Annotated in this window: 21 protein-coding genes and 1 pseudogene; 21 read left to right on the forward strand and 1 reads right to left on the reverse strand. The window is 60.3% G+C overall.

Going from position 1 to position 26,225, the window contains the following annotated elements; translation table 11 throughout:
• The first annotated feature begins 59 nt into the window (after positions 1-59).
• The 21 genes and pseudogenes from mnmA to AC4IHP_RS22550 form a co-directional block, all read left to right on the forward strand.
• Complete coding sequence (gene mnmA / locus AC4IHP_RS22450; RefSeq protein WP_490832786.1) at positions 60-1,184, forward strand: tRNA 2-thiouridine(34) synthase MnmA; 1,125 nt, start codon at positions 60-62, stop codon at positions 1,182-1,184.
• On the forward strand, positions 1,181-1,804 hold the full coding sequence (gene hflD / locus AC4IHP_RS22455) for a high frequency lysogenization protein HflD (RefSeq protein WP_039763308.1): 624 nt from the start codon (positions 1,181-1,183) through the stop codon (positions 1,802-1,804). The genes mnmA and hflD overlap by 4 nt, the downstream gene beginning before the upstream one ends.
• A gap of 126 nt (positions 1,805-1,930) precedes the next feature.
• Entirely contained in the window at positions 1,931-3,301 is a 1,371-nt protein-coding gene (gene purB / locus AC4IHP_RS22460; protein WP_016987412.1) for an adenylosuccinate lyase, read from the forward strand.
• A gap of 86 nt (positions 3,302-3,387) precedes the next feature.
• Positions 3,388-4,557, forward strand: a complete 1,170-nt coding sequence (locus tag AC4IHP_RS22465) for a ribosomal protein uL16 3-hydroxylase (RefSeq protein ID WP_460120083.1) — start codon at positions 3,388-3,390, stop codon at positions 4,555-4,557.
• Complete coding sequence (locus AC4IHP_RS22470; RefSeq protein WP_490832787.1) at positions 4,550-4,975, forward strand: GNAT family N-acetyltransferase; 426 nt, start codon at positions 4,550-4,552, stop codon at positions 4,973-4,975. Before AC4IHP_RS22465 ends, AC4IHP_RS22470 begins: the two co-directional genes overlap by 8 nt.
• A gap of 243 nt (positions 4,976-5,218) precedes the next feature.
• Positions 5,219-5,980 (forward strand): secretin N-terminal domain-containing protein, encoded by a 762-nt coding sequence (locus tag AC4IHP_RS22475; RefSeq protein WP_490832788.1) that lies wholly within the window; start codon positions 5,219-5,221, stop codon positions 5,978-5,980.
• Between the two features lie 475 nt (positions 5,981-6,455).
• The gene (gene aceA / locus AC4IHP_RS22480; protein WP_003223815.1) at positions 6,456-7,781 is read left to right on the forward strand and encodes an isocitrate lyase; all 1,326 of its coding nucleotides are present in this window, start codon (positions 6,456-6,458) and stop codon (positions 7,779-7,781) included.
• Between the two features lie 629 nt (positions 7,782-8,410).
• A complete protein-coding gene (locus tag AC4IHP_RS22485; protein ID WP_003223812.1) occupies positions 8,411-8,824 on the forward strand; it encodes an NADH-quinone oxidoreductase subunit A in 414 nt (137 codons plus the stop codon).
• A 10-nt stretch (positions 8,825-8,834) separates the two neighbouring features.
• Positions 8,835-9,509, forward strand: coding sequence for a NuoB/complex I 20 kDa subunit family protein (locus tag AC4IHP_RS22490; RefSeq protein WP_016775278.1), 675 nt, complete (start codon positions 8,835-8,837; stop codon positions 9,507-9,509).
• A 69-nt stretch (positions 9,510-9,578) separates the two neighbouring features.
• Positions 9,579-11,363, forward strand: a complete 1,785-nt coding sequence (gene nuoC / locus AC4IHP_RS22495) for an NADH-quinone oxidoreductase subunit C/D (RefSeq protein ID WP_016775279.1) — start codon at positions 9,579-9,581, stop codon at positions 11,361-11,363.
• Between the two features lie 2 nt (positions 11,364-11,365).
• Positions 11,366-11,863 (forward strand): NADH-quinone oxidoreductase subunit NuoE, encoded by a 498-nt coding sequence (gene nuoE / locus AC4IHP_RS22500; protein WP_003223804.1) that lies wholly within the window; start codon positions 11,366-11,368, stop codon positions 11,861-11,863.
• On the forward strand, positions 11,860-13,215 hold the full coding sequence (gene nuoF, locus AC4IHP_RS22505; protein ID WP_024013417.1) for an NADH-quinone oxidoreductase subunit NuoF: 1,356 nt from the start codon (positions 11,860-11,862) through the stop codon (positions 13,213-13,215). The genes nuoE and nuoF overlap by 4 nt, the downstream gene beginning before the upstream one ends.
• A gap of 136 nt (positions 13,216-13,351) precedes the next feature.
• Complete coding sequence (nuoG, locus tag AC4IHP_RS22510; protein ID WP_490832789.1) at positions 13,352-16,066, forward strand: NADH-quinone oxidoreductase subunit NuoG; 2,715 nt, start codon at positions 13,352-13,354, stop codon at positions 16,064-16,066.
• On the forward strand, positions 16,063-17,070 hold the full coding sequence (nuoH, locus tag AC4IHP_RS22515) for an NADH-quinone oxidoreductase subunit NuoH (protein ID WP_490832790.1): 1,008 nt from the start codon (positions 16,063-16,065) through the stop codon (positions 17,068-17,070). Before nuoG ends, nuoH begins: the two co-directional genes overlap by 4 nt.
• An 11-nt stretch (positions 17,071-17,081) precedes the next feature.
• Entirely contained in the window at positions 17,082-17,630 is a 549-nt protein-coding gene (gene nuoI, locus AC4IHP_RS22520) for an NADH-quinone oxidoreductase subunit NuoI (RefSeq protein ID WP_016775283.1), read from the forward strand.
• A gap of 9 nt (positions 17,631-17,639) precedes the next feature.
• Positions 17,640-18,140, forward strand: coding sequence for an NADH-quinone oxidoreductase subunit J (gene nuoJ, locus AC4IHP_RS22525; RefSeq protein ID WP_007951462.1), 501 nt, complete (start codon positions 17,640-17,642; stop codon positions 18,138-18,140).
• 3 nt (positions 18,141-18,143) lie between these two features.
• The gene (nuoK, locus tag AC4IHP_RS22530) at positions 18,144-18,452 is read left to right on the forward strand and encodes an NADH-quinone oxidoreductase subunit NuoK (RefSeq protein ID WP_003180046.1); all 309 of its coding nucleotides are present in this window, start codon (positions 18,144-18,146) and stop codon (positions 18,450-18,452) included.
• Positions 18,449-20,302, forward strand: coding sequence for an NADH-quinone oxidoreductase subunit L (gene nuoL / locus AC4IHP_RS22535; RefSeq protein ID WP_024013419.1), 1,854 nt, complete (start codon positions 18,449-18,451; stop codon positions 20,300-20,302). The genes nuoK and nuoL overlap by 4 nt, the downstream gene beginning before the upstream one ends.
• Positions 20,303-20,341: 39 nt before the next feature.
• Positions 20,342-21,874 (forward strand): NADH-quinone oxidoreductase subunit M, encoded by a 1,533-nt coding sequence (gene nuoM, locus AC4IHP_RS22540; protein WP_016775285.1) that lies wholly within the window; start codon positions 20,342-20,344, stop codon positions 21,872-21,874.
• Positions 21,875-21,881: 7 nt separating this feature from the next.
• Entirely contained in the window at positions 21,882-23,345 is a 1,464-nt protein-coding gene (gene nuoN, locus AC4IHP_RS22545) for an NADH-quinone oxidoreductase subunit NuoN (protein ID WP_101159113.1), read from the forward strand.
• A gap of 76 nt (positions 23,346-23,421) precedes the next feature.
• A pseudogene (locus AC4IHP_RS22550) lies at positions 23,422-23,541 on the forward strand (transcriptional regulator); the annotation flags it as partial.
• Positions 23,542-23,625: 84 nt separating this feature from the next.
• Here the strand turns inward: AC4IHP_RS22550 and AC4IHP_RS22555 are convergent.
• A partial coding sequence (locus AC4IHP_RS22555; RefSeq protein WP_490832791.1) for a collagen binding domain-containing protein occupies positions 23,626-26,225 on the reverse strand: 2,600 nt, incomplete at its 5' end.

The raw sequence follows: 26,225 nt of genomic DNA on the forward strand, positions 1-26,225 counted from the left end.
CCTTGCGGCCGCGAGCCTGATAGAATCGCGCCCTTTTCCAAGACACTCATTGAATCCCTATGCGTGATCCAGCCCCTTCTGACACATCCAAGAAGCGCGTCATTGTCGGCATGTCCGGCGGCGTGGACTCTTCCGTTTCCGCCCTTCTGCTGATCGAGCAGGGTTATGAAGTGGAAGGCCTGTTCATGAAGAACTGGGAAGAAGACGACGGAACGGAATACTGCACCGCCATGGACGACCTGGCGGATGCTCGGGCTGTCTGCGACAAGATCGGCATAAAGCTGCATACCGCCAACTTTGCCGCCGAGTACTGGGACAACGTGTTCGAGCACTTCCTCGCCGAATACAAAGCCGGTCGCACGCCGAACCCGGACATCCTGTGCAACCGCGAGATCAAGTTCAAAGCGTTCCTCGACTACGCGATGATGCTCGGCGCCGACCTGATCGCCACCGGCCACTATGTGCGCCGCCGCGACATCGATGGCCGCACCGAACTGCTCAAGGGCCTCGATCCGAACAAGGATCAGAGCTACTTCCTGCACGCCGTTGGTGGCGAACAGATCGCCAAGACCCTGTTCCCGGTCGGCGAGCTGGAAAAGCCTGAAGTCCGCGCGATTGCCGAGAAGTACGAACTGGCTACCGCCAAGAAGAAGGATTCCACCGGGATCTGCTTCATCGGCGAGCGTCGTTTCAGCGATTTCCTCAAGCAATACCTGCCGGCACAACCGGGTGAGATCAAGACCACCGAAGGCGAAGTCATTGGCCGTCACCACGGTTTGATGTACCACACCATCGGCCAGCGCCAGGGCCTCGGCATCGGTGGTTTGAAAGATGCCGGCGATGAGCCGTGGTACGTGCTGCGCAAGGATCTGGAAACCAACGAGCTGATCGTCGGCCAAGGCAACAACCATCCGTGGCTGTTCTCCAGCGCCCTGCTCGCTTCGGAAATCTACTGGGTCAACCCGATCGACCTGAGCCAGCCGCTGCGCCTGACGGCGAAAGTGCGTTATCGCCAGAGCGATCAGGCCTGCACCCTGGAAAAAACCGCCAGCGGTTATCGCGCCGTGTTCGACGAACCGCAACGCGCGGTGACGCCGGGCCAGTCGGTCGTTTTCTATGACGGCGAAATCTGCCTCGGCGGCGGCGTGATCGAAGTGGCCGAGCCGTGGAGCGGCCAGGCATGAGCCCGACTCAGGAGCAACTGACAGCGCTGGGCGGTGTGTTTCTCGCCGCCGTGCTGGTGGATCGCATCGCCAAGACCGGCCAGACCAACGAGGCCGGCCTGAGCTGCATGCTCGGCAGCCTGCTGGTGCGTGATCCGAAAGATACCCTGGACGTGTACGGCGGCGATGACATCAATCTGCGCGAAGGCTATCGCGCGTTGATTGGCGCACTGGAGCGCGACCCGAGCACCTTGCAGCGCGAGCCATTGCGCTACGCCCTGTCGATGCTCGGCCTGGAGCGACAACTGGCCAAGCGTGACGACATGCTCGAGACGATTGCCAAGCGCCTGCCGCAGATTCAGTCGCAAGTGGAACATTTCGGCCCCGCCCACGAAAACGTCGTAGCCGCTTGCGGCGCGTTGTATCAGGACACTTTGAGCACCCTGCGCCAGCGCATTCAGGTGCACGGCGACATGCGCAACCTGCAGCAGCCGAGCAACGCCTCGAAGATCCGCGCCCTGCTCCTCGCTGGTATCCGCTCGGCGCGCCTGTGGCGTCAGCTCGGTGGTCATCGCTGGCAGTTGGTGATCAGCCGCCGCAAGCTGCTCAAAGAGCTTTATCCGTTGATGCGCAGCGAGTAAACGCCGCGTCATGAAGGCTTTGTAGTCTGTAACGCGTAATACGCCGGTCAGTTGGCGACGGACCGGCGGATTTTTTCATGTATGATACGCGCCCCATTTCGTTGCCCGACTGTCCGAGAACACCCCATGCAGCTCTCTTCGCTCACTGCGGTTTCCCCTGTTGACGGCCGCTACGCCGGCAAAACCCAGGCCCTGCGCCCGATTTTCAGCGAGTACGGCCTGATCCGTGCCCGCGTTCTGGTTGAAGTGCGCTGGCTCCAGCGCCTGGCCGCCCACGCTGGTATCCCTGAAGTGCCAGCCTTCTCCGCCGAGGCCAACGCCGTTCTCAACGAACTGGCTGAAAACTTCTCGCTGGAGCACGCCGAGCGCGTCAAAGAGATCGAGCGCACCACCAACCACGACGTCAAAGCGATCGAATACCTGCTCAAAGAGCAGGCGGCCAAGCTGCCAGAGCTGGCCAAGGTCAGCGAATTCATCCACTTTGCCTGCACCAGCGAAGACATCAACAACCTGTCCCACGCCCTGATGCTGCGCGAAGGCCGTGACGACGTGATGCTGCCGCTGATGCGCCAGACCGCCAACGCCATCCGCGAACTGGCCATCCGTTTTGCCGACGTGCCAATGCTGTCGCGCACCCACGGTCAGCCGGCGTCGCCGACTACTTTGGGCAAAGAACTGGCCAACGTGGTTTACCGTCTCGAGCGTCAGATTGCTCAAGTCGCTGCCGTACCGCTGCTGGGCAAGATCAACGGCGCTGTCGGCAACTACAACGCGCACCTGTCGGCCTACCCGCAAATCGATTGGGAAGCCAACGCCCGCGCCTTCATCGAAGACGAACTCGGCCTGGGCTTCAACCCGTACACCACGCAGATCGAACCGCATGACTACATCGCCGAGCTGTTCGACGCAATCGCGCGTTTCAACACCATCCTGATCGACTTCGACCGTGACATCTGGGGCTACATTTCCCTGGGTTATTTCAAGCAACGCACCATCGCTGGCGAAATCGGTTCGTCGACCATGCCGCACAAGGTCAACCCGATCGACTTCGAAAATTCCGAAGGCAACCTGGGTATCGCCAACGCATTGTTCCAGCACCTGGCGAGCAAACTGCCGATCTCCCGCTGGCAGCGCGACCTGACCGACTCCACCGTCCTGCGCAACCTCGGTGTCGGCTTCGCCCACAGCGTGATCGCTTACGAAGCCAGCCTCAAAGGCATCAGCAAACTGGAGCTCAACGAGCAGAAGATTGCCGCTGACCTCGATGCTTGCTGGGAAGTCCTGGCCGAGCCGATCCAGACCGTGATGCGTCGCTACAACATCGAAAACCCGTACGAAAAGCTGAAAGAACTGACCCGCGGCAAGGGCATCAGCCCTGAAGCGCTGCAGACTTTCATCGATGGCCTGGACATGCCAGCGCAAGCCAAAGCCGAGCTCAAGCAACTGACTCCGGCCAACTACATCGGCAACGCAGTGGCACAAGCCAAACGCATCTGATCGACCGTTTGCCCCGTTTGAGACGCCCGGCCGCGCCGGGCGTTTTTATTCCCGTCTGAAAAGTGCTTTTTTTCAATAGGTTACATATGAATTCCGATATTCCTCTTCAACTTCTGGGCGGCCTCACAGCACGCGAATTCCTGCGCGACTACTGGCAGAAAAAACCGCTGCTGATCCGCCAGGCAATTCCTGACTTCGAAAGCCCGATCGACGCCGACGAACTGGCCGGCCTGGCTCTGGAAGAAGAAGTCGAATCGCGCCTGGTCATCGAGCATGGCGAGCGTCCGTGGGAACTGCGTCGTGGCCCGTTCGCCGAAGACGAGTTCAGCAAACTGCCGGAAAAAGAGTGGACTTTGCTGGTCCAGGCGGTTGATCAGTTCGTGCCGGAAGTCAGCGAACTGCTGGAAAACTTCCGCTTCCTGCCGAGCTGGCGCGTCGACGACGTGATGATCAGCTTCGCCGCACCAGGTGGCAGCGTCGGCCCGCATTTCGACAATTACGATGTGTTCCTGCTGCAGGGCCACGGCAAGCGCAACTGGAAAATCGGCCAGATGTGCGATTCCGAGAGCCCGCTGCTGCAACACGCCGACCTGCGCATCCTCGCTGAATTCCACGAGACTGAAGAGTGGGTGCTGGAGCCGGGCGACATGCTCTACCTGCCGCCGCGCCTGGCCCATTGCGGTGTCGCGGTCGACAACTGCATGACCTACTCGGTCGGTTTCCGCGCGCCAAGCGCCGCTGAAGTGCTGACCCACTTCACCGACTTCCTCAGCCAGTTCCTGACTGACGAAGAGCGCTACACCGATGCCGATGCCAAGCCGGCGGTCGATCCGCACCAGATTCAACACGATGCATTGGATCGCCTGAAAAGCCTGCTCGCCGAACACATGAGCGATGAGCGTCTGCTGCTGACCTGGTTCGGCCAGTACATGACGGAGCCGCGCTACCCGGAACTGGTGGTCGGCCCGCAAGACGTCGAAGAAGAAGACTTCCTCGCCGCCCTGCAGGACGGCGCTGTACTGATTCGCAACCCGAGCGCACGCCTGGCCTGGTCGGAAGTCGACGACGATCTGCTGCTGTTCGCCAGCGGCCAGAGCCGTTACCTGCCGGGCAAGCTGCGCGAACTGTTGAAGCTGATCTGCGCCGCTGACGCCCTGCACGCCGACAACCTCGGTGAGTGGCTGAGCGATGAAGACGGCCGCAGCCTGCTCTGCGAACTGGTCAAGCAAGGGAGCCTGGGGTTCGCCGATGAATAAAATTCGCGTTCGTGTCGCAGACTGGCAGAAGGATATCGCCGAGATCCGGCGCATTCGTGAAACGGTGTTCATCGCCGAACAATCGGTACCACCCGAGCTTGAGTGGGACGCGGATGACGCGACCGCCGTGCATTTTCTGGCGTTCGAAGGCGACTTCCCGATCGGCACGGCGCGACTGTTGTCCGACGGCCATATCGGTCGGGTTTCGGTACTCAAAGACTGGCGCGGAATGAAGGTCGGTGACGCGCTGATGCAAGCGGTCATCGCTGAAGCCGAAGCGCGCGGCTTGCAGCAACAGAAGCTCAGCGCGCAGGTGCAGGCCACGGCGTTCTATGAGCGCCTGGGCTTCAGCCTGGTCAGCGAGGAGTTTCTTGAAGCCGGGATTCCGCATGTTGATATGGTTCGGCATTCGGCTTAAGACCGCGGCGCGGCCTTCGCGAGCAGGCTCGCTCCCACAGGAGATCTGTGCCTGACACACAATTTGTGTCCGCTGGAGATCTACTGTGGGAGCGAGCCTGCTCGCGAAGAGGCCCGCCAGCACACCGCAAAACGCCCCGCCATTTTCGGATGCCGGGGCGTTTTGCTGTCTACGATTCAACTTGCCCCACCCCGGGCCGACAAACTGGCAATATCAAGCCTTTCGAACGCGGAGATAACGGACATGTCCCTACGCACCCTGCTCACCACCCTGCTGCTCGGCTGCAGTTTTTCGGTGCTGGCAGCCACAGAAATCGTTCCCCTCAAATACCACACCAGCGCTGACATGCTGCCGGTCGCCCAGGATTTCATCGGTCAGGACGGTCAGGTCAGCGCTTACGGCAACCAACTGATCGTCAAAGCCGAGCCGGGCAAGATTGAGGAACTGAAGGACTTTCTGGCGCAACTCGATACCGCACCGAAGCGCTTGCTGATCACCGTCGACACCAACGAAAACAACGGCCGTGGCGACGAAGGTTATTCAGTCAATGGCGCCCAGCCGAACCAGACCCGGATCATCAGCCGCAGCACCACCAGCCGCAACGGCGGCGTTCAGCAAGTGCAGACCAGTGAAGGCACTCCGGCGCTGATTCAGGTTGGCCAGAGCGTGCCAATCACCAACACCCAGAGCGATTCCTACGGCGGTTACAGCAGCGAGACTCAATACCGCAACGTCACCCAGGGCTTCTACGTCACCGCCAGCGTCACCGGCGAAACCGTCCATCTGGCAATCAGTACCAACCGTGACCGCATGAGCCAGGAACGTCCCGATGTAGTGAACGTGCAAAGTACCGACACAACCGTCACCGGGCGCCTCGGTGAGTGGATCACGCTGGCGGGTGTCAACAGCCAGACTCAGGCCGATAAACAGGGCCTGACCCGCAGCTACTCGACTCAGGGCCGCGATGACATGACCTTGCGGGTGAAAGTCGACGCGCTGGACTAAAGCACCGAAAACTGACTGATTAGTCGTATTAGACGAAAGATGTAGTGCCTGAAAAAAAGCACTACAAAACGTTTGACGCGAAAAAAAAGCGAAGGCATGATGGCCTCGCTCCCGCTAATCAGAGGCCCTGGCAAGGGCCTTCGAAGCGCCGTTCGCACCTACCCCGCGAACCGTTTCGTGTCTGTACCGCCCACAAGGTGTGTTTGACGAGGTTGCCGACTGGAACGAAGTTGTCCCGAGGGACGGAAGCGTATTTAGGTAACCCGGCTTCACGCTGCAGACCGCATAAAGGCCCACGACGCCGGAATGCGCCCGCACCGCGCCACTACCTGCTCACTTTCCCCTCGAGCCCATCGTTCATCCCGTCGCCTACCCCGCCGAATCCGACTTGACCACCTAAGCTTCTGGTCAGCGAGCGCAGGAATTTTCCACCGCAGAACAACTTTTCATAAAAGACGCGACGAGGTTTATCTCCATGGCACTGACACGCGAACAGCAAATTGCAGCCCTCGAAAAAGACTGGGCCGAGAACCCGCGCTGGAAAGGCGTGACTCGCACTTACTCCGCTGCCGACGTGGTCCGCCTGCGTGGCTCGGTTCAGCCTGAGCACACCTTCGCGAAGATGGGCGCCGAGAAGCTGTGGAACCTGGTCACCCAGGGTGCCAAGCCGTCCTTCCGTCCAGAGAAAGATTTCGTCAACTGCATGGGCGCCCTGACTGGCGGCCAGGCTGTTCAGCAGGTCAAGGCCGGTATCCAGGCGATCTACCTGTCCGGCTGGCAGGTGGCTGCGGACAACAACTCTGCAGAATCGATGTACCCGGATCAGTCGCTGTACCCGGTGGACTCGGTGCCAACCGTGGTCAAGCGCATCAACAACTCGTTCCGTCGTGCTGACCAGATCCAGTGGAAGGCCGGCAAGAACCCGGGCGATGAAGGCTACATCGACTACTTCGCGCCGATCGTGGCCGACGCTGAAGCCGGTTTCGGCGGCGTACTCAACGCCTACGAGCTGATGAAAAGCATGATCGAAGCAGGCGCCGCTGGCGTTCACTTCGAAGACCAACTGGCTTCGGTGAAGAAATGCGGCCACATGGGCGGCAAGGTTCTGGTGCCAACCCAGGAAGCCGTCCAGAAGCTGACCGCTGCCCGTCTGGCAGCTGACGTTGCCGGCACGCCGACCATCATTCTGGCCCGCACCGACGCCAACGCGGCCGACCTGCTGACCTCCGACTGCGACCCGTACGATCAGCCATTCGTGACCGGCGAGCGTACTCAGGAAGGTTTTTACAAGGTACGTGCCGGTCTGGATCAAGCGATCGCCCGTGGCCTGGCTTACGCGCCGTACGCCGACCTGATCTGGTGCGAAACCGCCAAGCCGGATCTGGAAGAAGCCCGTCGCTTTGCTGAAGCGATCAAGAAGGAATACCCGGACCAGCTGCTGTCGTACAACTGCTCGCCTTCCTTCAACTGGAAGAAGAACCTGGACGACGCGACCATCGCCAAGTTCCAGCGCGAACTGTCCGCCATGGGCTACAAGCACCAGTTCATCACCCTGGCCGGCATTCACAACATGTGGCACAGCATGTTCAACCTGGCGCACGACTACGCCCGCAACGACATGACTGCCTACGTGAAGCTGCAGGAGCAGGAATTCGCTGACGCCGCCAAGGGTTACACCTTCGTTGCACACCAGCAGGAAGTGGGCACTGGCTACTTCGATGACATGACCACCGTGATCCAGGGCGGCTCGTCCTCGGTGACCGCGTTGACCGGTTCGACCGAAGAAGAACAGTTCCACTGATTCAGCTTCACCTGAGCAAACGGCCTTTGCGGACCGAATAAAAAACCAACCGCAAAGCCGCAAGACTGACGCCCCGACTGGATCGGGGCGTTTTTTTGCCTGGGGAAATGCATGCGTGCACTGTAGGAGCTGCCGAAGGCTGCGATCTTTTGATTTTACTTTTGGAAGGCAGGATCAAGAGATCGCAGCCTTCGGCAGCTCCTACAGGGGACTGCGGCGACCGCGCGAAACATTGATCTGAAGCGCAACAAGCGTCAGAAATTTCCGCTAAAACGGTAGGCCTCGCTACTTGCAGTAACGCGCAAGTAAGACAACTTCCCAGCCACTCACTCGTTAAACAGTTACAAAACCACTCCAAACGATATCAATTATCATTTAGCGGCAACTATGTTCGTTACAAACCCTACAAAACATAATTGATGGAAACCCGGCTAATGCCCGCAACGCATGGGCCGCAGGGCTATGGGCAAGCGCTATGTCCTTAATCCGGTAAATAATTTCGCCTTTGGAATTTTACTTGCCGGGTGTTTAGCCATAAAATCAGCCCGATTGATTGCTGCGACATATCGTCACTGCCTTATTTCTTTATCAAGCTCAGAGACCTTTGCTCTCTGTTAAGGATTACCAGCATGCCCGAAGCGACAGGACTCATGGCCCACAACTGGGGCTTTGCCATTTTCCTTCTGGGTGTCGTCGGCCTGTGTGCCTTCATGCTTGGCGTCTCCAGCCTCCTCGGGTCAAAAGCCTGGGGTCGCAGCAAAAACGAACCGTTCGAGTCGGGCATGCTACCTACCGGTGGCGCCCGCTTGCGGCTCTCAGCCAAATTCTATCTGGTCGCGATGCTCTTCGTGATCTTCGATATCGAAGCCCTCTTTCTCTTTGCATGGTCTGTGTCCGTCCGCGAAAGCGGCTGGACCGGATTCGTCGAAGCTCTCGTTTTCATAGCAATTCTGTTGGCAGGTCTTGTCTACCTGTTCCGAGTGGGCGCCCTTGACTGGGCTCCGGAAGCTCGTCGCAAGCGGCAGGCGAAGCTGAAACAATGAGGCTTTGGCAATGCAATACAATCTCACCAGGATCGACCCCGATGCTCCTAACGAGCAGTATCCGATTGGCCAGCGGGAAACCGTTGCCGATCCGTTAGAAGATCAAGTCCACAAAAACATTTTCATGGGCAAGCTGGAAGACGTGCTGAGTGGCGCGGTCAACTGGGGACGTAAAAACTCCCTGTGGCCGTACAACTTCGGCCTGTCGTGCTGCTACGTGGAAATGACCACCGCCTTCACGGCGCCCCACGACATCGCGCGCTTTGGCGCCGAAGTGATCCGGGCCTCGCCGCGTCAGGCCGACTTCATGGTTATCGCCGGTACCTGCTTCATCAAGATGGCGCCGATCATTCAGCGCCTCTACGAGCAAATGCTCGAACCGAAATGGGTTATTTCCATGGGTTCGTGCGCCAACTCCGGCGGCATGTACGACATCTACTCCGTGGTTCAAGGCGTAGACAAGTTCCTGCCCGTGGACGTCTACGTACCTGGCTGCCCGCCCCGTCCGGAAGCATTTCTGCAAGGCTTGATGCTGTTGCAGGAATCGATTGGACAGGAGCGTCGTCCGCTTTCCTGGGTCGTTGGTGATCAAGGCGTGTACCGCGCCGACATGCCATCGCAGAAGGAACAGCGCCGCGAACAGCGAATCGCAGTCACCAATCTGCGCAGCCCTGACGAAGTCTGATCCAGTTCTGTTCCAAGTAACGAGAAGCTGGCTTCATTCTTTACGTTGACCGAAAGCGAAAAAATAACCATGACTACAGGCAGTGCTCTGTACATCCCGCCTTACAAGGCAGACGACCAGGATGTGGTCGTCGAACTGAACAACCGTTTTGGCGCCGAAGCGTTCACCGCGCAGGCAACCCGCACCGGCATGCCGGTGCTGTGGGTAGCCCGCGCCAGACTGGTTGAAGTCCTGACTTTCCTGCGCAACCTGCCCAAGCCGTACGTCATGCTCTATGACCTGCACGGCGTGGACGAGCGTCTGCGCACCAAGCGTCAAGGGCTGCCGACCGGCGCCGATTTCACCGTGTTCTATCACCTCATGTCGCTGGAGCGTAATAGTGACGTGATGATCAAGGTGGCCTTGTCCGAAGGCGACCTCAGCATGCCTTCCGTCACCAGCATCTGGCCGAACGCCAACTGGTACGAACGCGAAGTCTGGGACATGTTCGGCATCGACTTCAAAGGCCACCCGCACCTGTCGCGCATCATGATGCCGCCGACCTGGGAAGGTCACCCGCTGCGCAAGGACTTCCCGGCGCGCGCCACCGAATTCGACCCATACAGCCTCAACCTCGCCAAGCAGCAGCTGGAAGAGGAAGCCGCACGTTTCCGTCCGGAAGACTGGGGCATGAAGCGTTCCGGTGCCAACGAGGACTACATGTTCCTCAACCTCGGCCCGAACCACCCTTCGGCGCACGGTGCGTTCCGCATCATCTTGCAGCTGGACGGCGAAGAGATCGTCGACTGCGTCCCGGACATCGGTTACCACCACCGTGGCGCCGAGAAGATGGGCGAGCGTCAGTCCTGGCACAGCTACATTCCGTACACCGACCGTATCGACTATCTCGGCGGCGTGATGAACAACCTGCCGTACGTGCTCTCGGTCGAGAAGCTCGCCGGCATCAAGGTGCCGCAGAAGGTCGATGTCATCCGCATCATGATGGCCGAGTTCTTCCGGATCACCAGCCACCTGCTGTTCCTGGGTACCTACATCCAGGACGTCGGCGCCATGACCCCGGTGTTCTTCACCTTCACCGACCGCCAGAAGGCGTACACGGTGATCGAGGCGATTACCGGTTTCCGTCTGCACCCGGCCTGGTACCGCATCGGCGGCGTCGCCCACGACCTGCCGCGCGGCTGGGAAAAACTGGTCAAGGACTTCGTCGAGTGGATGCCCAAGCGTCTGGACGAATACACCAAGGCCGCCCTGCAGAACAGCATCCTCAAGGGTCGTACCATCGGCGTTGCCGCCTACAACACCAAAGAAGCCCTGGAATGGGGCGTCACCGGTGCCGGCCTGCGTTCGACCGGTTGCGATTTCGACCTGCGTAAAGCGCGTCCGTACTCGGGTTACGAGAACTTCGAATTCGAAGTGCCGCTGGCCGTCAACGGCGATGCCTACGACCGCTGCATGGTTCGCGTCGAAGAGATGCGCCAGAGCATCAAGATCATCGATCAATGCATGCGCAACATGCCGGAAGGCCCGTACAAGGCGGATCACCCGCTGACCACGCCGCCGCCGAAAGAGCGCACGCTGCAGCACATCGAAACCCTGATCACGCACTTCCTGCAGGTTTCGTGGGGCCCGGTCATGCCGGCCAACGAATCCTTCCAGATGATCGAAGCGACCAAGGGCATCAACAGTTATTACCTGACGAGCGACGGCGGCACCATGAGCTACCGTACCCGGATCCGTACTCCGAGCTTCCCGCATCTGCAGCAGATCCCTTCGGTGATCAAAGGCAGCATGGTCGCGGACTTGATTGCGTACCTGGGTAGTATCGACTTCGTTATGGCCGACGTGGACCGCTAAGCATGAACAGCACGCTTATCCAGACAGACCGTTTCACCTTGAGTGAAACCGAGCGCTCGGCCATCGAGCACGAGCTGCATCACTACGAAGACCCGCGCGCGGCGTCGATCGAAGCCCTGAAGATCGTTCAGAAGGAACGCGGCTGGGTGCCGGATGGCGCCCTGTACGCGATCGGCGAGATCCTCGGCATCCCGGCCAGCGACGTTGAAGGCGTGGCGACGTTCTACAGCCAGATCTTCCGTCAGCCGGTCGGCCGCCACATCATTCGCGTCTGCGACAGCATGGTCTGCTACATCGGCGGCCACGAGTCGGTGGTCAGCGAAATCCAGAACAATCTGGGCATCGGCCTGGGTCAGACCACCGCCGACGGTCGTTTCACCCTGCTGCCTGTCTGCTGCCTCGGCAACTGCGACAAGGCACCGGCGCTGATGATCGACGACGACACCTTTGGCGACGTGCAGCCTGCTGGCGTGGCCAAACTGCTCGAGGGCTACGTATGACCCTGACATCTTTTGGTCCAGCAAACCGCATCCAGCGCTCGGCCGAGACTCACCCGCTGACCTGGCGTCTGCGCGATGACGGCGAAGCCGTGTGGCTCGACGAGTACCAGGCCAAGAACGGCTACGCCGCTGCACGCAAAGCCTTCGCCGAGATGGATCAGGACGCCATCGTCCAGACCGTCAAAGACGCCGGCCTCAAGGGTCGCGGCGGCGCCGGCTTCCCCACTGGCGTGAAGTGGGGCCTGATGCCCAAGGACGAATCCATCAACATCCGCTACCTGCTGTGCAACGCGGATGAAATGGAGCCGAACACCTGGAAAGACCGCATGCTGATGGAGCAACTGCCCCATCTGCTGATCGAAGGCATGCTGATCAGTGCCCGTGCGCTGAAAACCTACCGTGGCTATATCTTCCTGCGCGGCGAATACACCACCGCCGCCAAGCACCTCAACCGTGCAGTGGAAGAAGCCAAGGCGGCCGGCCTGCTGGGCAAGAACATCCTCGGTTCGGGTTTCGATTTCGAGCTGTTCGTCCACACCGGCGCCGGGCGTTACATCTGCGGTGAAGAAACCGCACTGATCAACTCCCTCGAAGGCCGCCGCGCCAACCCGCGCTCCAAGCCGCCCTTCCCTGCCGCCGTCGGCGTGTGGGGCAAGCCGACCTGCGTGAACAACGTCGAAACCCTGTGCAACGTTCCGGCGATCATTGCCGACGGCGTTGACTGGTACAAATCGTTGGCCCGCGAAGGTTCCGAAGACATGGGCACCAAGCTCATGGGCTTCTCCGGCAAGGTCAAGAATCCGGGCCTGTGGGAACTGCCATTCGGCGTCACCGGTCGTGAACTCTTCGAAGACTACGCCGGCGGCATGCGCGACGGCTTCAAGCTCAAAGCCTGGCAGCCAGGCGGTGCCGGTACCGGTTTCCTCCTGCCCGAGCACCTCGACGCACAAATGTATGCCGGCGGCATCGCCAAAGTGGGCACCCGCATGGGTACCGGTCTGGCAATGGCGGTGGACGACAGCGTCAACATGGTCTCGCTGCTGCGCAACATGGAGCAGTTCTTCGCCCGTGAATCCTGCGGTTTCTGCACCCCGTGCCGTGATGGCCTGCCATGGAGCGTCAAGCTGCTGATGGCCATCGAACAGGGCAAGGGCCAGCCGGGCGACATCGAGACCCTGCTGGGTCTGGTCGGTTTCCTCGGCCCGGGCAAGACCTTCTGTGCTCACGCACCGGGAGCCGTGGAGCCGCTGGGCAGCGCCATCAAATACTTCCGTCCAGAGTTCGAAGCCGGTATCGCGCCTGTCAGCGCCGCCGTCCCGCCTCTGGCAAGGCCGATCGTAGTCGGCGCGTAAACGCTTAAAAAGGCGAAGGGTCCGTGCCCTTCGCCTTTCGTCCGATGACGCCCTTCGGGGCTGTTTGGATTCGGACGCATAACAAGATTCCATTAGCCACGCCCGCTGACACCGGGCCAACGAAGACCTTTGAACCATGGCCACTATCCACGTAGACGGCAAAGCGCTCGAAGTCGACGGGGCAGACAACCTGTTACAGGCATGTCTGTCGCTGGGCCTCGACATTCCATATTTCTGCTGGCACCCCGCGCTCGGTAGCGTCGGGGCCTGCCGCCAGTGCGCGGTCAAGCAGTACACCGACGAGAACGACACCCGTGGTCGCATCGTCATGTCCTGCATGACCCCGGCCACCGACAACACCTGGATCTCCATCGACGATGAAGAATCCAAGGCGTTCCGCGCCAGTGTTGTCGAGTGGCTGATGACCAACCACCCGCACGACTGCCCGGTGTGCGAGGAAGGCGGTCACTGCCACCTGCAAGACATGACAGTGATGACCGGCCACAACGAGCGCCGCTATCGCTTCAGCAAACGCACCCACCAGAACCAGCAACTGGGCCCGTTCATTTCCCACGAAATGAACCGCTGCATCGCTTGCTACCGCTGCGTGCGTTTCTACAAGGACTACGCCGGCGGCACTGACCTCGGTGTATTCGGCGCCCACGACAACGTGTACTTCGGTCGCGTTGAAGACGGCACCCTCGAAAGCGAGTTCTCCGGCAACCTCACCGAGGTCTGCCCGACCGGTGTGTTCACCGACAAGACTCACTCCGAGCGCTACAACCGCAAGTGGGACATGCAGTTCGCGCCAAGCATCTGCCACGGCTGCTCGAGCGGTTGCAACATCTCCCCGGGGGAGCGTTACGGTGAACTTCGTCGCATCGAAAACCGTTTCAACGGTTCGGTGAACCAGTACTTCCTCTGCGACCGTGGCCGTTTCGGTTATGGCTACGTCAACCGCACCGACCGCCCACGTCAGCCGCTGTTGGCCGATGGCACCAAGCTCAGCCTCGACGCTGCGCTGGACAAAGCCGCCGACCTGCTGCGCGGACGCAATATCGTCGGCATCGGTTCGCCGCGCGCCAGCCTTGAAAGCAACTACGCGTTGCGCGAACTGGTCGGCGCCGAGCACTTCTATTCGGGTATCGAAGCCTCCGAGCTGGAGCGCATCCGTCTGGTCCTGCAAGTGCTGAACGACAGCCCGCTGCCAGTGCCGAACATGCGCGACATCGAAGACCATGACGCGATCTTCGTCCTCGGTGAAGACCTGACCCAGACCGCTGCGCGTATGGCGCTGGCCTTGCGTCAGTCGGTCAAGGGCAAGGCTGAAGACATGGCCGAAGCCATGCGCGTCCAGCCTTGGCTCGACGCGGCGGTGAAGAACATCGGTCAGCACGCGCTGAACCCGCTGTTCATTGCCAGCCTCGCCGAAACCAAGCTCGACGACGTTGCCGAAGAGTGCGTACACGCCGCTCCGGATGATCTGGCGCGCATCGGTTTCGCCGTTGCGCACGCTCTGGATGCCAGCGCACCGGCCGTCGAAGGTCTGGACGCTGAAGCTCTGGAACTGGCGCAGCGCATCGCCGATGCCCTGCTCGCCGCCAAGCGTCCGCTGATCATCGCCGGTACTTCGCTGGGCTCCAAAGCCTTGATCGAAGCTGCCGCGAACATCGCCAAAGCCCTGAAGCTGCGCGAGAAGAACGGTTCGATCAGCCTGATCGTGCCGGAAGCCAACAGCCTAGGTCTGGCCATGCTCGGTGGCGAATCGGTCGACGCCGCGCTGCAAGCGGTCATCGATGGCAAGGCCGATGCGATCGTCGTGCTGGAAAACGATCTGTACACCCGCACTGCCAAAACCAAGGTCGATGCCGCACTGAACGCCGCGAAAGTGGTGATCGTTGCCGACCATCAGAAAACCGCCACCACTGATCGCGCGCACCTGGTTCTGCCAGCGGCGAGCTTCGCCGAGGGCGACGGTACGCTGGTCAGCCAGGAAGGCCGCGCCCAGCGCTTCTTCCAGGTTTTCGATCCGCAATACCTCGACGCGAGCATTCTGGTGCACGAAGGCTGGCGCTGGCTGCACGCCTTGCGCGCCACCCTGCTGAACCAGCCGATCGACTGGACGCAACTCGACCACGTCACCGCTGCCGTTGCCTCGAGCACCGCGCAACTGGCGCGCATCGTTGATGCTGCACCTTCCGCTGCGTTCCGCATCAAGGGTCTGAAACTGGCGCGTGAGCCGCTGCGTTATTCCGGTCGCACCGCCATGCGCGCCGACATCAGCGTTCACGAACCGCGCACCCCGCAAGACCAGGACACCGCGTTCGCGTTCTCCATGGAAGGTTACTCGGGCTCTGCCGAACCGCGTCAGCAGGTTCCGTTCGCCTGGTCGCCGGGCTGGAACTCGCCACAAGCGTGGAACAAGTTCCAGGACGAAGTCGGTGGTCATCTGCGCGCTGGCGACCCGGGCACACGCCTGATCGAAAGCAGCGGTGACTCGTTGAACTGGTTCGCTGCTGCGCCGCGTGCGTTCAACCCGGCGCCGGGTACCTGGCAAGCCGTGCCGTTCTTCCACCTGTTCGGCAGCGAAGAAAATTCTTCGAAAGCCGCCCCGGTGCAAGAGCGCATTCCGGCGCCTTATGTGGCGCTGGCGAAGTCCGAAGCGGATCGTCTGGGCGTCAACGACGGTGCCCTGCTGAGCCTGAACGTGGCCGGTCAGACATTGCGTCTGCCGCTGCGCATCAATGAAGAACTGGGCGCCGGTCTGGTGGCATTGCCTGCGGGCATCGCCGGCATTCCACCGGCATTCGCCGGCGTGTCCGTCGACGGTCTGCAGGAGGCAGCGCAATGACCTGGTTCACCCCTGAAGTGATCGATGTGATCCTGACGGTCATCAAAGCCATCGTGATCCTGCTGGCCGTAGTGGTCGCAGGCGCCTTGCTCAGCTTTGTCGAACGTCGCCTGCTGGGCTGGTGGCAGGACCGTTACGGTCCGAACCGCGTTGGCCCGTTCGGCATGTTCCAGATCGCCGCCGACATGCTGAAGATGTTCTTCAAGGAAGACTGGACCCCACCGTTTGCCGACAAGGTGATCTTCACCATGGCGCCGGTGGTGGCCATGTCCGCCCTGCTGATCGCCTTTGCGATCATCCCGATCACCCCGACCTGGGGCGTGGCGGACCTGAACATCGGCTTGCTGTTCTTCTTCGCCATGGCCGGTCTGTCGGTCTACGCGGTGCTGTTCGCCGGCTGGTCGAGCAACAACAAGTTCGCCCTGCTCGGCAGCTTGCGTGCCTCGGCGCAGACCGTGTCCTACGAAGTGTTCATGGGCCTGGCTCTGATGGGCATCGTGGTGCAGGTCGGCTCGTTCAACATGCGCGACATCGTCGAGTACCAGGCGCAGAACCTGTGGTTCATCATTCCGCAGTTCTTCGGCTTCTGTACCTTCTTCATCGCTGGCGTCGCCGTGACTCACCGTCACCCGTTCGACCAGCCGGAAGCGGAACAGGAACTGGCCGACGGTTACCACATTGAATACGCCGGTATGAAATGGGGCATGTTCTTCGTCGGTGAATACATCGGCATCATCCTGATCTCGGCGCTGCTGGTCACCCTGTTCTTCGGTGGCTGGCACGGTCCGTTCGGCATCCTGCCGCAACTGTCCTTCGTCTGGTTCGCACTGAAGACCGCGTTCTTCATCATGCTGTTCATCCTGCTGCGCGCTTCCATCCCGCGTCCGCGTTATGACCAGGTGATGGATTTCAGCTGGAAATTCTGCCTGCCACTGACCCTGATCAATTTGCTGGTAACCGCTGCGGTTGTGTTGTTGAACACGCCTGCGGTTGCGGTTCAGTGAGGATTTGACCCATGTTCAAATATATTGGCGACATCGTTAAGGGTACCGGTACCCAGTTGCGCAGCCTGGTCATGGTCTTCGGCCATGGCTTTCGCAAGCGCGACACCCTGCAATACCCCGAGGAACAGGTCTACCTGCCGCCGCGTTACCGTGGCCGCATCGTCCTGACCCGCGACCCCGATGGCGAAGAACGCTGCGTAGCCTGCAACCTGTGCGCCGTGGCCTGCCCGGTGGGTTGCATCTCGCTGCAGAAAGCTGAAACCGAAGACGGTCGCTGGTACCCGGACTTCTTCCGGATCAACTTCTCGCGCTGCATTTTCTGCGGTCTCTGCGAGGAAGCCTGCCCGACCACCGCGATCCAGCTGACCCCGGATTTCGAGATGGCCGAGTTCAAACGTCAGGACCTGGTGTACGAGAAAGAAGATCTTTTGATCTCCGGCCCCGGCAAAAACCCTGATTACAACTTCTATCGTGTTGCAGGTATGGCAATCGCTGGCAAGCCGAAAGGCGCTGCGCAGAACGAAGCCGAACCGATCAACGTGAAGAGCTTGCTGCCTTAAGGAAGAACGATGGAATTCGCTTTCTATTTCGCATCGGGTATTGCTGTGGTGTCCACGCTGCGCGTGGTCACCAACACCAACCCCGTGCACGCCCTGCTCTACCTGATCATCTCGTTGATCGCCGTGGCCATGACCTTCTTCGCACTCGGCGCGCCGTTTGCCGGTGTGCTGGAAGTAATCGCCTACGCCGGCGCCATCATGGTGCTGTTCGTGTTCGTGGTGATGATGCTCAACCTCGGCCCGGCCTCGGTGCAGCAGGAACGCACCTGGCTCAAGCCCGGCATCTGGGCCGGACCGGTGATTCTTGCCGCGCTGCTGCTGGCCGAACTGCTGTATGTGCTGTTCGCTCATCAGAGCGGCCAGGCCATCGGCCACACCACCGTAGACGCGAAAGCCGTGGGCATCAGCCTGTTCGGCCCGTACCTGCTGGTGGTCGAACTCGCCTCGATGCTGCTGCTTGCTGCAGCCGTCACGGCGTTCCATTTGGGCCGTAACGAGGCGAAGGAGTAAGACATGCCTGCTATCCCTCTCGAGCATGGACTGGCCGTTGCCGGCATCCTGTTCTGCCTTGGTCTGGTCGGCCTGATGGTCCGCCGCAACATTTTGTTCGTGTTGATGAGTCTGGAAGTGATGATGAACGCCTCTGCCCTGGCCTTCATCGTTGCGGGCGCCCGCTGGGCGCAGCCGGATGGACAGATCATGTTCATCCTGGTGATCAGCCTTGCCGCAGCCGAGGCCAGTATTGGCCTGGCGATCCTGCTGCAACTGTATCGCCGCTTCCACACGCTCGATATCGACGCTGCCAGTGAGATGCGCGGATGAACCTACTCTTTCTGACTTTCGTATTCCCTCTGATCGGGTTCCTGTTGCTGTCGTTCTCGCGCGGCCGCTTCTCGGAAAACCTCTCGGCGCTGATCGGTGTCGGTTCGATCGGCCTCTCGGCCATCGTCACCGCTTACGTGATCTGGCAATTCAACGTCGCACCGCCGGAGGGTGGCGTGTACACCCAGGTGCTGTGGCGCTGGATGTCGGTGGAAGGTTTCCAGCCGAACTTCGCGCTGTATCTGGATGGCCTGTCGGTGACCATGCTCGGTGTGGTCGTCGGCGTCGGCTTCCTGATCCACCTGTTCGCGTCCTGGTACATGCGTGGCGAAGACGGTTACTCGCGCTTCTTCTCGTACACCAACCTGTTCATCGCCAGCATGCTGTTCCTGATCCTCGGCGATAACCTGCTGTTCATCTACTTCGGCTGGGAAGGCGTGGGCCTGTGCTCGTACCTGTTGATCGGTTTCTACTACAGCAACCGCAACAACGGTAACGCGGCACTCAAGGCGTTCATCGTCACCCGCATCGGCGACGTGTTCATGGCCATCGGCCTGTTCATCCTGTTCCAGCAACTGGGCACGTTGAACGTCCAGGAACTGCTGGTGCGTGCGCCGGAGCACTTCAAGGTCGGTGACTTCTGGATCGTTCTGGCCACCCTGATGCTGCTCGGTGGTGCTGTCGGTAAATCGGCGCAGCTGCCGCTGCAAACCTGGCTCGCGGATGCGATGGCCGGCCCTACCCCGGTTTCGGCACTGATCCACGCCGCGACCATGGTGACCGCCGGTGTCTACCTGATCGCCCGTACCCACGGTCTGTTTGCCTTGGCGCCGGACATCCTGCACCTCGTCGGCATCGTCGGTGGCGTGACCCTGGTACTGGCCGGTTTCGCCGCCCTGGTGCAGACCGACATCAAACGTATCCTCGCCTACTCGACCATGAGCCAGATCGGCTACATGTTCCTGGCGCTGGGCGTTGGCGCCTGGGAAGGCGCGATCTTCCACCTGATGACCCACGCCTTCTTCAAGGCCCTGCTGTTCCTTGCTTCCGGTGCGGTGATCGTTGCCTGCCACCACGAGCAGAACATCTTCAAGATGGGCGGTCTGTGGAAAAAACTGCCACTGGCCTACGCCAGCTTCATCGTCGGTGGTGCTGCGCTGGCCGCTCTGCCACTGGTTACCGCAGGCTTCTACTCCAAGGACGAAATCCTCTGGGAAGCGTTCGCCAGCGGCAATCAAGGTCTGCTTTACGCAGGTCTGGTCGGTGCGTTCATGACGTCGCTGTACACCTTCCGCCTGATCTTCATCGCGTTCCACGGTGAAGCCAAGACCGAAGCCCACGCCGGCCACGGCATTGCCCACTGGCTGCCATTGTCGGTGCTGATCGTGCTGTCGACTTTCGTCGGCGCGATGATCGTGCCGCCGCTGCACGGCGTACTGCCGCAAAGCGTCGGGCATGCCGGTGGCGAAGCCAAGCACAGTCTGGAAATCGCTTCGGGCGCCATCGCCCTGGCCGGTATCCTGCTGGCAGCGCTGCTGTTCCTCGGCAAGCGTCGCTTCGTCACGGCGATCGCCAACAGCGGCATCGGCCGTTTCCTTTCGGCCTGGTGGTTCGCTGCCTGGGGCTTCGACTGGATCTACGACAAACTGTTCGTCAAGCCGTACCTTGCGATCAGCCATGTACTGCGCAAAGACCCGCTCGACCAGACCATCGGTCTGATCCCGCGTATGGCCAAGGGTGGTCACACAGCCCTGAGCCGTACCGAGACCGGTCAACTGCGTTGGTATGCCGCCTCGATGGCTGCTGGTGCCGTGCTGGTGATCGGCGCCATCGTGCTGGTAGCGGTCTGATATGAACCTTGCGAATTTGCGAAAGGAAACGAGCCCGTCATGATTCTGCCTTGGCTAATCCTGATCCCCTTCATCGGCGGCCTGCTGTGCTGGATGGGTGAGCGCTTCGGCGCTACCCTCCCGCGCTGGATTGCGCTGTTGACCATGACCCTGGAACTCGCACTCGGCCTCTGGCTGTGGGCCCACGGTGACTATTCATTCGCACCGGCGCCGGGCGCCGATCCGACCTGGGCGCTTGAGTTCAAGCATGTCTGGATCCAGCGTTTCGGCATCAACGTGCACCTGGCTCTCGACGGCCTGTCGCTGTTGATGATCCTGCTGACCGGCCTGCTGGGTATCCTCTCGGTACTCTGCTCGTGGAAAGAGATTCAACGTCACGTTGGCTTCTTCCACCTCAACCTGATGTGGATCCTGGGCGGTGTGGTCGGCGTGTTCCTCGCCCTCGACCTGTTCATGTTCTTCTTCTTCTGGGAAATGATGCTGGTGCCGATGTATTTCCTCATCGCGCTCTGGGGTCACAGTTCTTCGGACGGCAAGAAAACCCGGATCTACGCAGCAACCAAGTTCTTCATCTTCACTCAGGCGTCCGGCCTGATCATGCTGGTGGCGATCCTCGGTCTGGTGCTGGTCAACTTCAACAACACCGGCGTGATCACCTTCAATTACGCCGACCTGTTGAAAACCAAGATGTCGATGACCACCGAGTACATTCTGATGCTCGGCTTCTTCATCGCCTTCGCGGTCAAGCTGCCAGTGGTTCCGTTCCACTCCTGGCTGCCTGATGCACACGCCCAGGCACCGACTGCCGGTTCCGTCGACCTCGCCGGTATCCTGCTGAAAACCGCAGCCTACGGTCTGCTGCGTTTCGCCCTGCCGCTGTTCCCGAACGCTTCGGCGGAGTTCGCGCCGATCGCCATGACCCTGGGTCTGATCGGGATCTTCTACGGCGCATTCCTGGCGTTCGCACAAACCGACATCAAGCGTCTGATTGCCTTCTCTTCCGTCTCCCACATGGGTTTCGTGTTGATCGGCATCTACTCCGGCAGCCAACTGGCGCTGCAAGGCGCAGTGATCCAGATGCTGGCGCACGGTCTGTCGGCAGCGGCACTGTTTATCCTCAGCGGTCAGTTGTACGAGCGTCTGCACACTCGTGACATGCGTGAGATGGGCGGTCTGTGGTCGCGTATCGCTTACCTGCCGGCCATCAGCCTGTTCTTCGCGGCTGCGTCGCTGGGCTTGCCGGGCACCGGTAACTTTGTCGGCGAGTTCCTGATCCTGATCGGTTCCTTCGCCAGCGCTCCATGGGTCACGGCGATTGCCACTTCCGGTCTGGTGTTCGGTTCGGTCTACTCGCTGATCATGATCCACCGTGCCTACTTCGGCCCGTCGAAATCCGACGCGGTGCTGCACGGCATGGACGCGCGCGAACTGATCATGGTGCTCGGTCTGGCGGTCTTGCTGATTTACCTCGGCGTCTACCCGCAACCGTTCCTCGACACCTCTGCCGCCACCATGCATGGCGTGCAGCAGTGGCTCGGCACCGCCTTCTCTCAACTCGCTTCGGCCCGGTAAGAGCGCTATGGAATTCACGATTCAACACTTTATTGCGCTTGCGCCACTGTTGATCACCAGCCTCACCATTATCGTGGTGATGCTGGCAATCGCCTGGCGCCGCAATCACTCGCAGACCTTCCTGATTTCAGTGGCGGGTCTGAACCTGGCCCTGCTGTCGATCCTGCCGGCTCTGAAAGTCGCGCCTCTGGCGGTGACGCCGTTGCTGCAGATCGATGCCTTCGCTTGCCTGTACATGGCGATGATCCTGGTCGCCACCCTCGCCTGCGTCACCCTCGCCCACGCCTACCTCGGTGATGGCGGCTCGGGTTACCCGGGCAACCGCGAAGAACTGTACCTGCTGATCCTGATGGCCGCCGCCGGTGGTCTGGTTCTGGTCAGCGCGCAGCACCTGGCCGGGTTGTTCATCGGTCTGGAACTGCTCTCGGTACCGGTTTATGGTCTGGTGGCTTACGCCTTCTTCAACAAGCGTTCGCTGGAAGCCGGCATCAAGTATATGGTGCTGTCGGCCGCCGGTTCCGCGTTCCTGCTGTTCGGTATGGCGCTGCTCTACGCAGACGCCGGTTCGCTGAGCTTCGTCGGCATCGGTCAGGCCCTGGCCGCGACCGGCCTGCCGAGCCCGCTGGCGCAACTGGGCCTGGGCATGATGCTGATCGGTCTGGCGTTCAAGCTGTCGCTGGTGCCGTTCCACCTGTGGACGCCGGACGTTTACGAAGGTGCACCGGCGCCGGTGGCAGCGTTCCTCGCCACCGCTTCGAAGGTTGCAGTGTTCGCGGTGATGGTGCGTCTGTTCCAGATCTCCCCTGCCGCCAGCAGTGGTGTGCTGAGCGACGTGCTGAGCGTGATCGCGGTCGCCTCGATCCTGTTCGGTAACCTGCTGGCCCTGACCCAGAGCAACCTCAAGCGTCTGCTCGGTTACTCGTCCATCGCGCACTTCGGCTATCTGCTGATCGCACTGGTGGCGAGCAAGGGTCTGGCGGTAGAAGCCATCGGCGTCTATCTGGTGACTTATGTCATCACCAGCCTCGGCGCGTTCGGCGTGATCACCCTGATGTCCTCGCCGTACAACGGCCGCGACGCCGACGCCCTGTACGAGTACCGCGGCCTGTTCTGGCGCCGTCCGTACCTGACCGCCGTGCTCACCGTGATGATGCTGTCCCTGGCCGGCATCCCGCTGACCGCTGGCTTCATCGGCAAGTTCTACATCATCGCCAGCGGCGTCGAAACGCGTCAGTGGTGGTTGGTCGGCGCACTGGTACTGGGCAGCGCCATCGGCGTTTTCTACTACCTGCGCGTGATGGTCACCCTGTACCTGATCGAGCCAAACCTGCGTCGCCACGACGCCCAACTGCACTGGGAACAGAAAGCAGGCGGCGTGATGCTGCTGGCCATCGCTCTGGTTGCATTCTTCCTGGGCGTATACCCGCAGCCATTGCTGGTGCTGGTACAGCAGGCGGGTCTGGCGGGCTGATTGCTCGGTTGATCTGGCTGGAAATGAAAACGGCACCTTCGGGTGCCGTTTTTTTTCGTGTGTGATTTGTTCCTCGTCCCGCACCCTCGAAAACCGAGAACAGAGCCGTGCCACGCCTGACGCGCAGGTAACGACGCTGATTCGTCTGGTTCAGCGCTTTCCGCAGACGATCGAACAACTCGCCGCTCTGGATTGATATCTGGATGGTTCACCCAAAGAAACGAAAACGCCTTTTCTCTGGCGAGAAAAGGCGTTGACTACCTCTGGTACACCACTGTTGTCAGCCACTGCTTCCGTCATAGCGGTTGCGGATAGTCAGACTTGCAGATTCGCCATCGTAGTAATGGACGTATGCCCAACCCTCGTAATCAGTAAGGTAAACATTGATTGGCTTGTCAGTCACTGCGACAGTCACCGGCACCCTGGCCGCAGGTTGCCCCGTAAAGGTGGAAGTTGCGCAAATGCCATACCTCCAATAAGAGGCGGAACCTCCCCATTGCTGAGGGCCGAATCGTTTAGATATCTTGACCTTGTTGTGGCCCAGAGACATTGGCAACACCGCCGAAATGAAATCCAGCGCCGGCACCGTCAACCACACTGCAAAGTCACCGGGGTTTGTGCTGTCGACGCAGTTCAATGTCCAGCTCACACCGTCCTCGCCGAGCTTCTGCGGGCTGCTCGGGCTCACGGTAACGCCAAGATCGGCCGCCTGCGCACTTAACTCCAGTAGCACGTCCTGGCCCAACAAGAAACTGCTGTCCTGGGGTCGAACAGTCAATGTATGTGACGCCCCAAGGCAAGGGAATGCCGACGCGCCGCCAAACACTTGTGGGAATCCGTCAAGATCAATCTTGACACCATCAACCCAGTCCTCCGCTTCCACGCGCCCCGGCAGTTCCCAGTCGCGCAGTATTGAGCTGGCCAGACTCAAACCGAAGAAACCACTATTCGCCTCTTCCGAAGAAATATACCAATGGACTGACGATCCTTTGTTTATCGTCTGCGGCATGCCCAGATCAGGGATAAAGGTCAGGCCGCGCTCCTTCACACTCCAGAAGTTCTGCAAAGTGACGGTAGAGCCAATCAAGACACTTTCGTCGTTAACCTTCAGCTCCAGCTTATAGGGCAGCTTCTTTTTCAACAGCACGAGATCGCTTGCGGCCAGGTCAACTCGCGCCCCGTCCAGAAACAGCTCAGCTGCCTGCGACCAGTCGTCTTCCAACATGGCGTTCACTTCATAGAGTTCGGTCAAGGCAACACCGGCGTTCTCCTCGGTGGCGTCGGCGAGGATTTCATGCTTGCCCGCCGTTTCAGGGGTATATCGATAGCTGGTCCACCCTGTTGCATCGGTGTGGGTTATCTCCAGCGGTTCTTCTGTGCCGTTGATGCGCCACTTCACCTCTACACCGGCGGCAGCCTGCCCTGTGATACCGGAGATCACCTGAACCCGCAACAGCACACTCTGCTCCGTGCCCACCACTGGCACACCTATGGCCGGATTGGCGTCACCGATGGCGTACCGGGTCTCGCTCACTTTGAAAGAGCGAGCCTCGGTCCAGTCGGAACTGTCACCGTCGACCGTATGCCGAGCCTGCACGGCATAGTCTCCGAGCGACCACGCCTGCTTTGCGGTCCAACTCCATCGGGTTGAACCGTCGACACAGGCAAATTGTTCATGGGGATCCTTCGCATGGCGCAGAACAATCTCACCTCCCGTTTCACCTGTACCTCGGACACTCGGATAGCGTGAGGTCTCGGAGTCTGCCCGTGGTGCCGTGATAACCGGGGTTGCAGGCGGCGCTTTGACCGTGAACCGATGCGGCGCGCTCCAATCGGACTCGACCCCGCCACTGGCTTGTTTAACCTCAAGGGCAATGGTGCCAGGCACCAAAGGGTCCACAACCGTGAACGTAAGGATGCCATCGGCGTCCGCTGTGTCTTCGTGCAACGTAGCGCCTTTTTCAAAGCGAATGGTATGCCGCGCGCCTGGCAGGCCGGCGATCTCGAAGGTGGGAAATCTCGAAGTCCTGCCCCCCGCCTGCGGTTGCTGGATTCGCGGGGCATCTGGCCGGTCCGTCTCCCCCACGGTAAAGGTGCAGGGGTCACTGGCGTCGGAGTCCATGCCGTTTACTGTTTGTATGACGTAGACGGTGTTTTGTCCGGGCGCCCAATCTGCTGCTGGTGTGAAGAGGCGCTCAGCCCCGCTGCCGGTGAATACGCCAGCCACCGTATCATTGGTTCCGGTAAACATTTGCAGGGTGACCGCCCCTGACGCTACACCGGTGATTTTCAGTGAGTGTTTCAGCGTGATCGGAGGGGCTGGCGGCTCAATGTCAGGCTGCGCAGGCTTGATGAAGAATTCAAGGATCCCGGTCGCCTCGGACGTTTGCCCATTCATGCTCTGCTGTGCCTTGATTTGTTGCGCACCAGGCAGCCAGAGATAGCTGAAACTCCATGTCGTTTCGCTATAGGTCACCTTGCCTTGAAGAGAGTTGCCGAGCACATCTTGCACGGCGACTGTCGCTCCAGCGACGCAGGTTCCTTCCACCCTGACATCAGCAAGATGACTTGTGCGCGGCAAGGGACGGGTGATCACAGGTAATGGCAGTTGCTCTGTCACCACAACTGCGACCGGCTCGCTTGGGTCTGAATCCATTCCATTCACTGTTTGCACGACCCAGACAGTAGTGACAGGCGGCTTCCAGTTCTCTTTTGGCTTGAAGGTACGGCTCGTGCCGCTACCGGCGAACTCGCCCTCTATCGTTTTATTCCCGGTGGTGAACATCTGCAGAATTACGACACCGGTCGCCACTCCGGTTATGGTCAGCACCTGATTCGCCATGGCCGGGTTCGGCGGTGCAGTAATGACCGGTTTGGCTG

It is taken from the genome of Pseudomonas sp. UF-293 (assembly GCF_058245595.1).

Coding starts and splice junctions, on each gene's coding strand:
- mnmA (WP_490832786.1), top strand. CDS start 60: ATGCGTGATCCAGCCCCTTCTGACACATCCAAGAAGCGCGTCATTGTC.
- nuoH (WP_490832790.1), top strand. CDS start 16,063: ATGACCTGGTTCACCCCTGAAGTGATCGATGTGATCCTGACGGTCATC.
- purB (WP_016987412.1), top strand. CDS start 1,931: ATGCAGCTCTCTTCGCTCACTGCGGTTTCCCCTGTTGACGGCCGCTAC.
- AC4IHP_RS22475 (WP_490832788.1), top strand. CDS start 5,219: ATGTCCCTACGCACCCTGCTCACCACCCTGCTGCTCGGCTGCAGTTTT.
- nuoG (WP_490832789.1), top strand. CDS start 13,352: ATGGCCACTATCCACGTAGACGGCAAAGCGCTCGAAGTCGACGGGGCA.
- AC4IHP_RS22490 (WP_016775278.1), top strand. CDS start 8,835: ATGCAATACAATCTCACCAGGATCGACCCCGATGCTCCTAACGAGCAG.
- AC4IHP_RS22485 (WP_003223812.1), top strand. CDS start 8,411: ATGCCCGAAGCGACAGGACTCATGGCCCACAACTGGGGCTTTGCCATT.
- nuoF (WP_024013417.1), top strand. CDS start 11,860: ATGACCCTGACATCTTTTGGTCCAGCAAACCGCATCCAGCGCTCGGCC.
- aceA (WP_003223815.1), top strand. CDS start 6,456: ATGGCACTGACACGCGAACAGCAAATTGCAGCCCTCGAAAAAGACTGG.
- nuoN (WP_101159113.1), top strand. CDS start 21,882: ATGGAATTCACGATTCAACACTTTATTGCGCTTGCGCCACTGTTGATC.
- AC4IHP_RS22465 (WP_460120083.1), top strand. CDS start 3,388: ATGAATTCCGATATTCCTCTTCAACTTCTGGGCGGCCTCACAGCACGC.
- nuoI (WP_016775283.1), top strand. CDS start 17,082: ATGTTCAAATATATTGGCGACATCGTTAAGGGTACCGGTACCCAGTTG.
- nuoE (WP_003223804.1), top strand. CDS start 11,366: ATGAACAGCACGCTTATCCAGACAGACCGTTTCACCTTGAGTGAAACC.
- AC4IHP_RS22470 (WP_490832787.1), top strand. CDS start 4,550: ATGAATAAAATTCGCGTTCGTGTCGCAGACTGGCAGAAGGATATCGCC.
- hflD (WP_039763308.1), top strand. CDS start 1,181: ATGAGCCCGACTCAGGAGCAACTGACAGCGCTGGGCGGTGTGTTTCTC.
- nuoJ (WP_007951462.1), top strand. CDS start 17,640: ATGGAATTCGCTTTCTATTTCGCATCGGGTATTGCTGTGGTGTCCACG.
- nuoK (WP_003180046.1), top strand. CDS start 18,144: ATGCCTGCTATCCCTCTCGAGCATGGACTGGCCGTTGCCGGCATCCTG.
- nuoC (WP_016775279.1), top strand. CDS start 9,579: ATGACTACAGGCAGTGCTCTGTACATCCCGCCTTACAAGGCAGACGAC.
- nuoL (WP_024013419.1), top strand. CDS start 18,449: ATGAACCTACTCTTTCTGACTTTCGTATTCCCTCTGATCGGGTTCCTG.
- nuoM (WP_016775285.1), top strand. CDS start 20,342: ATGATTCTGCCTTGGCTAATCCTGATCCCCTTCATCGGCGGCCTGCTG.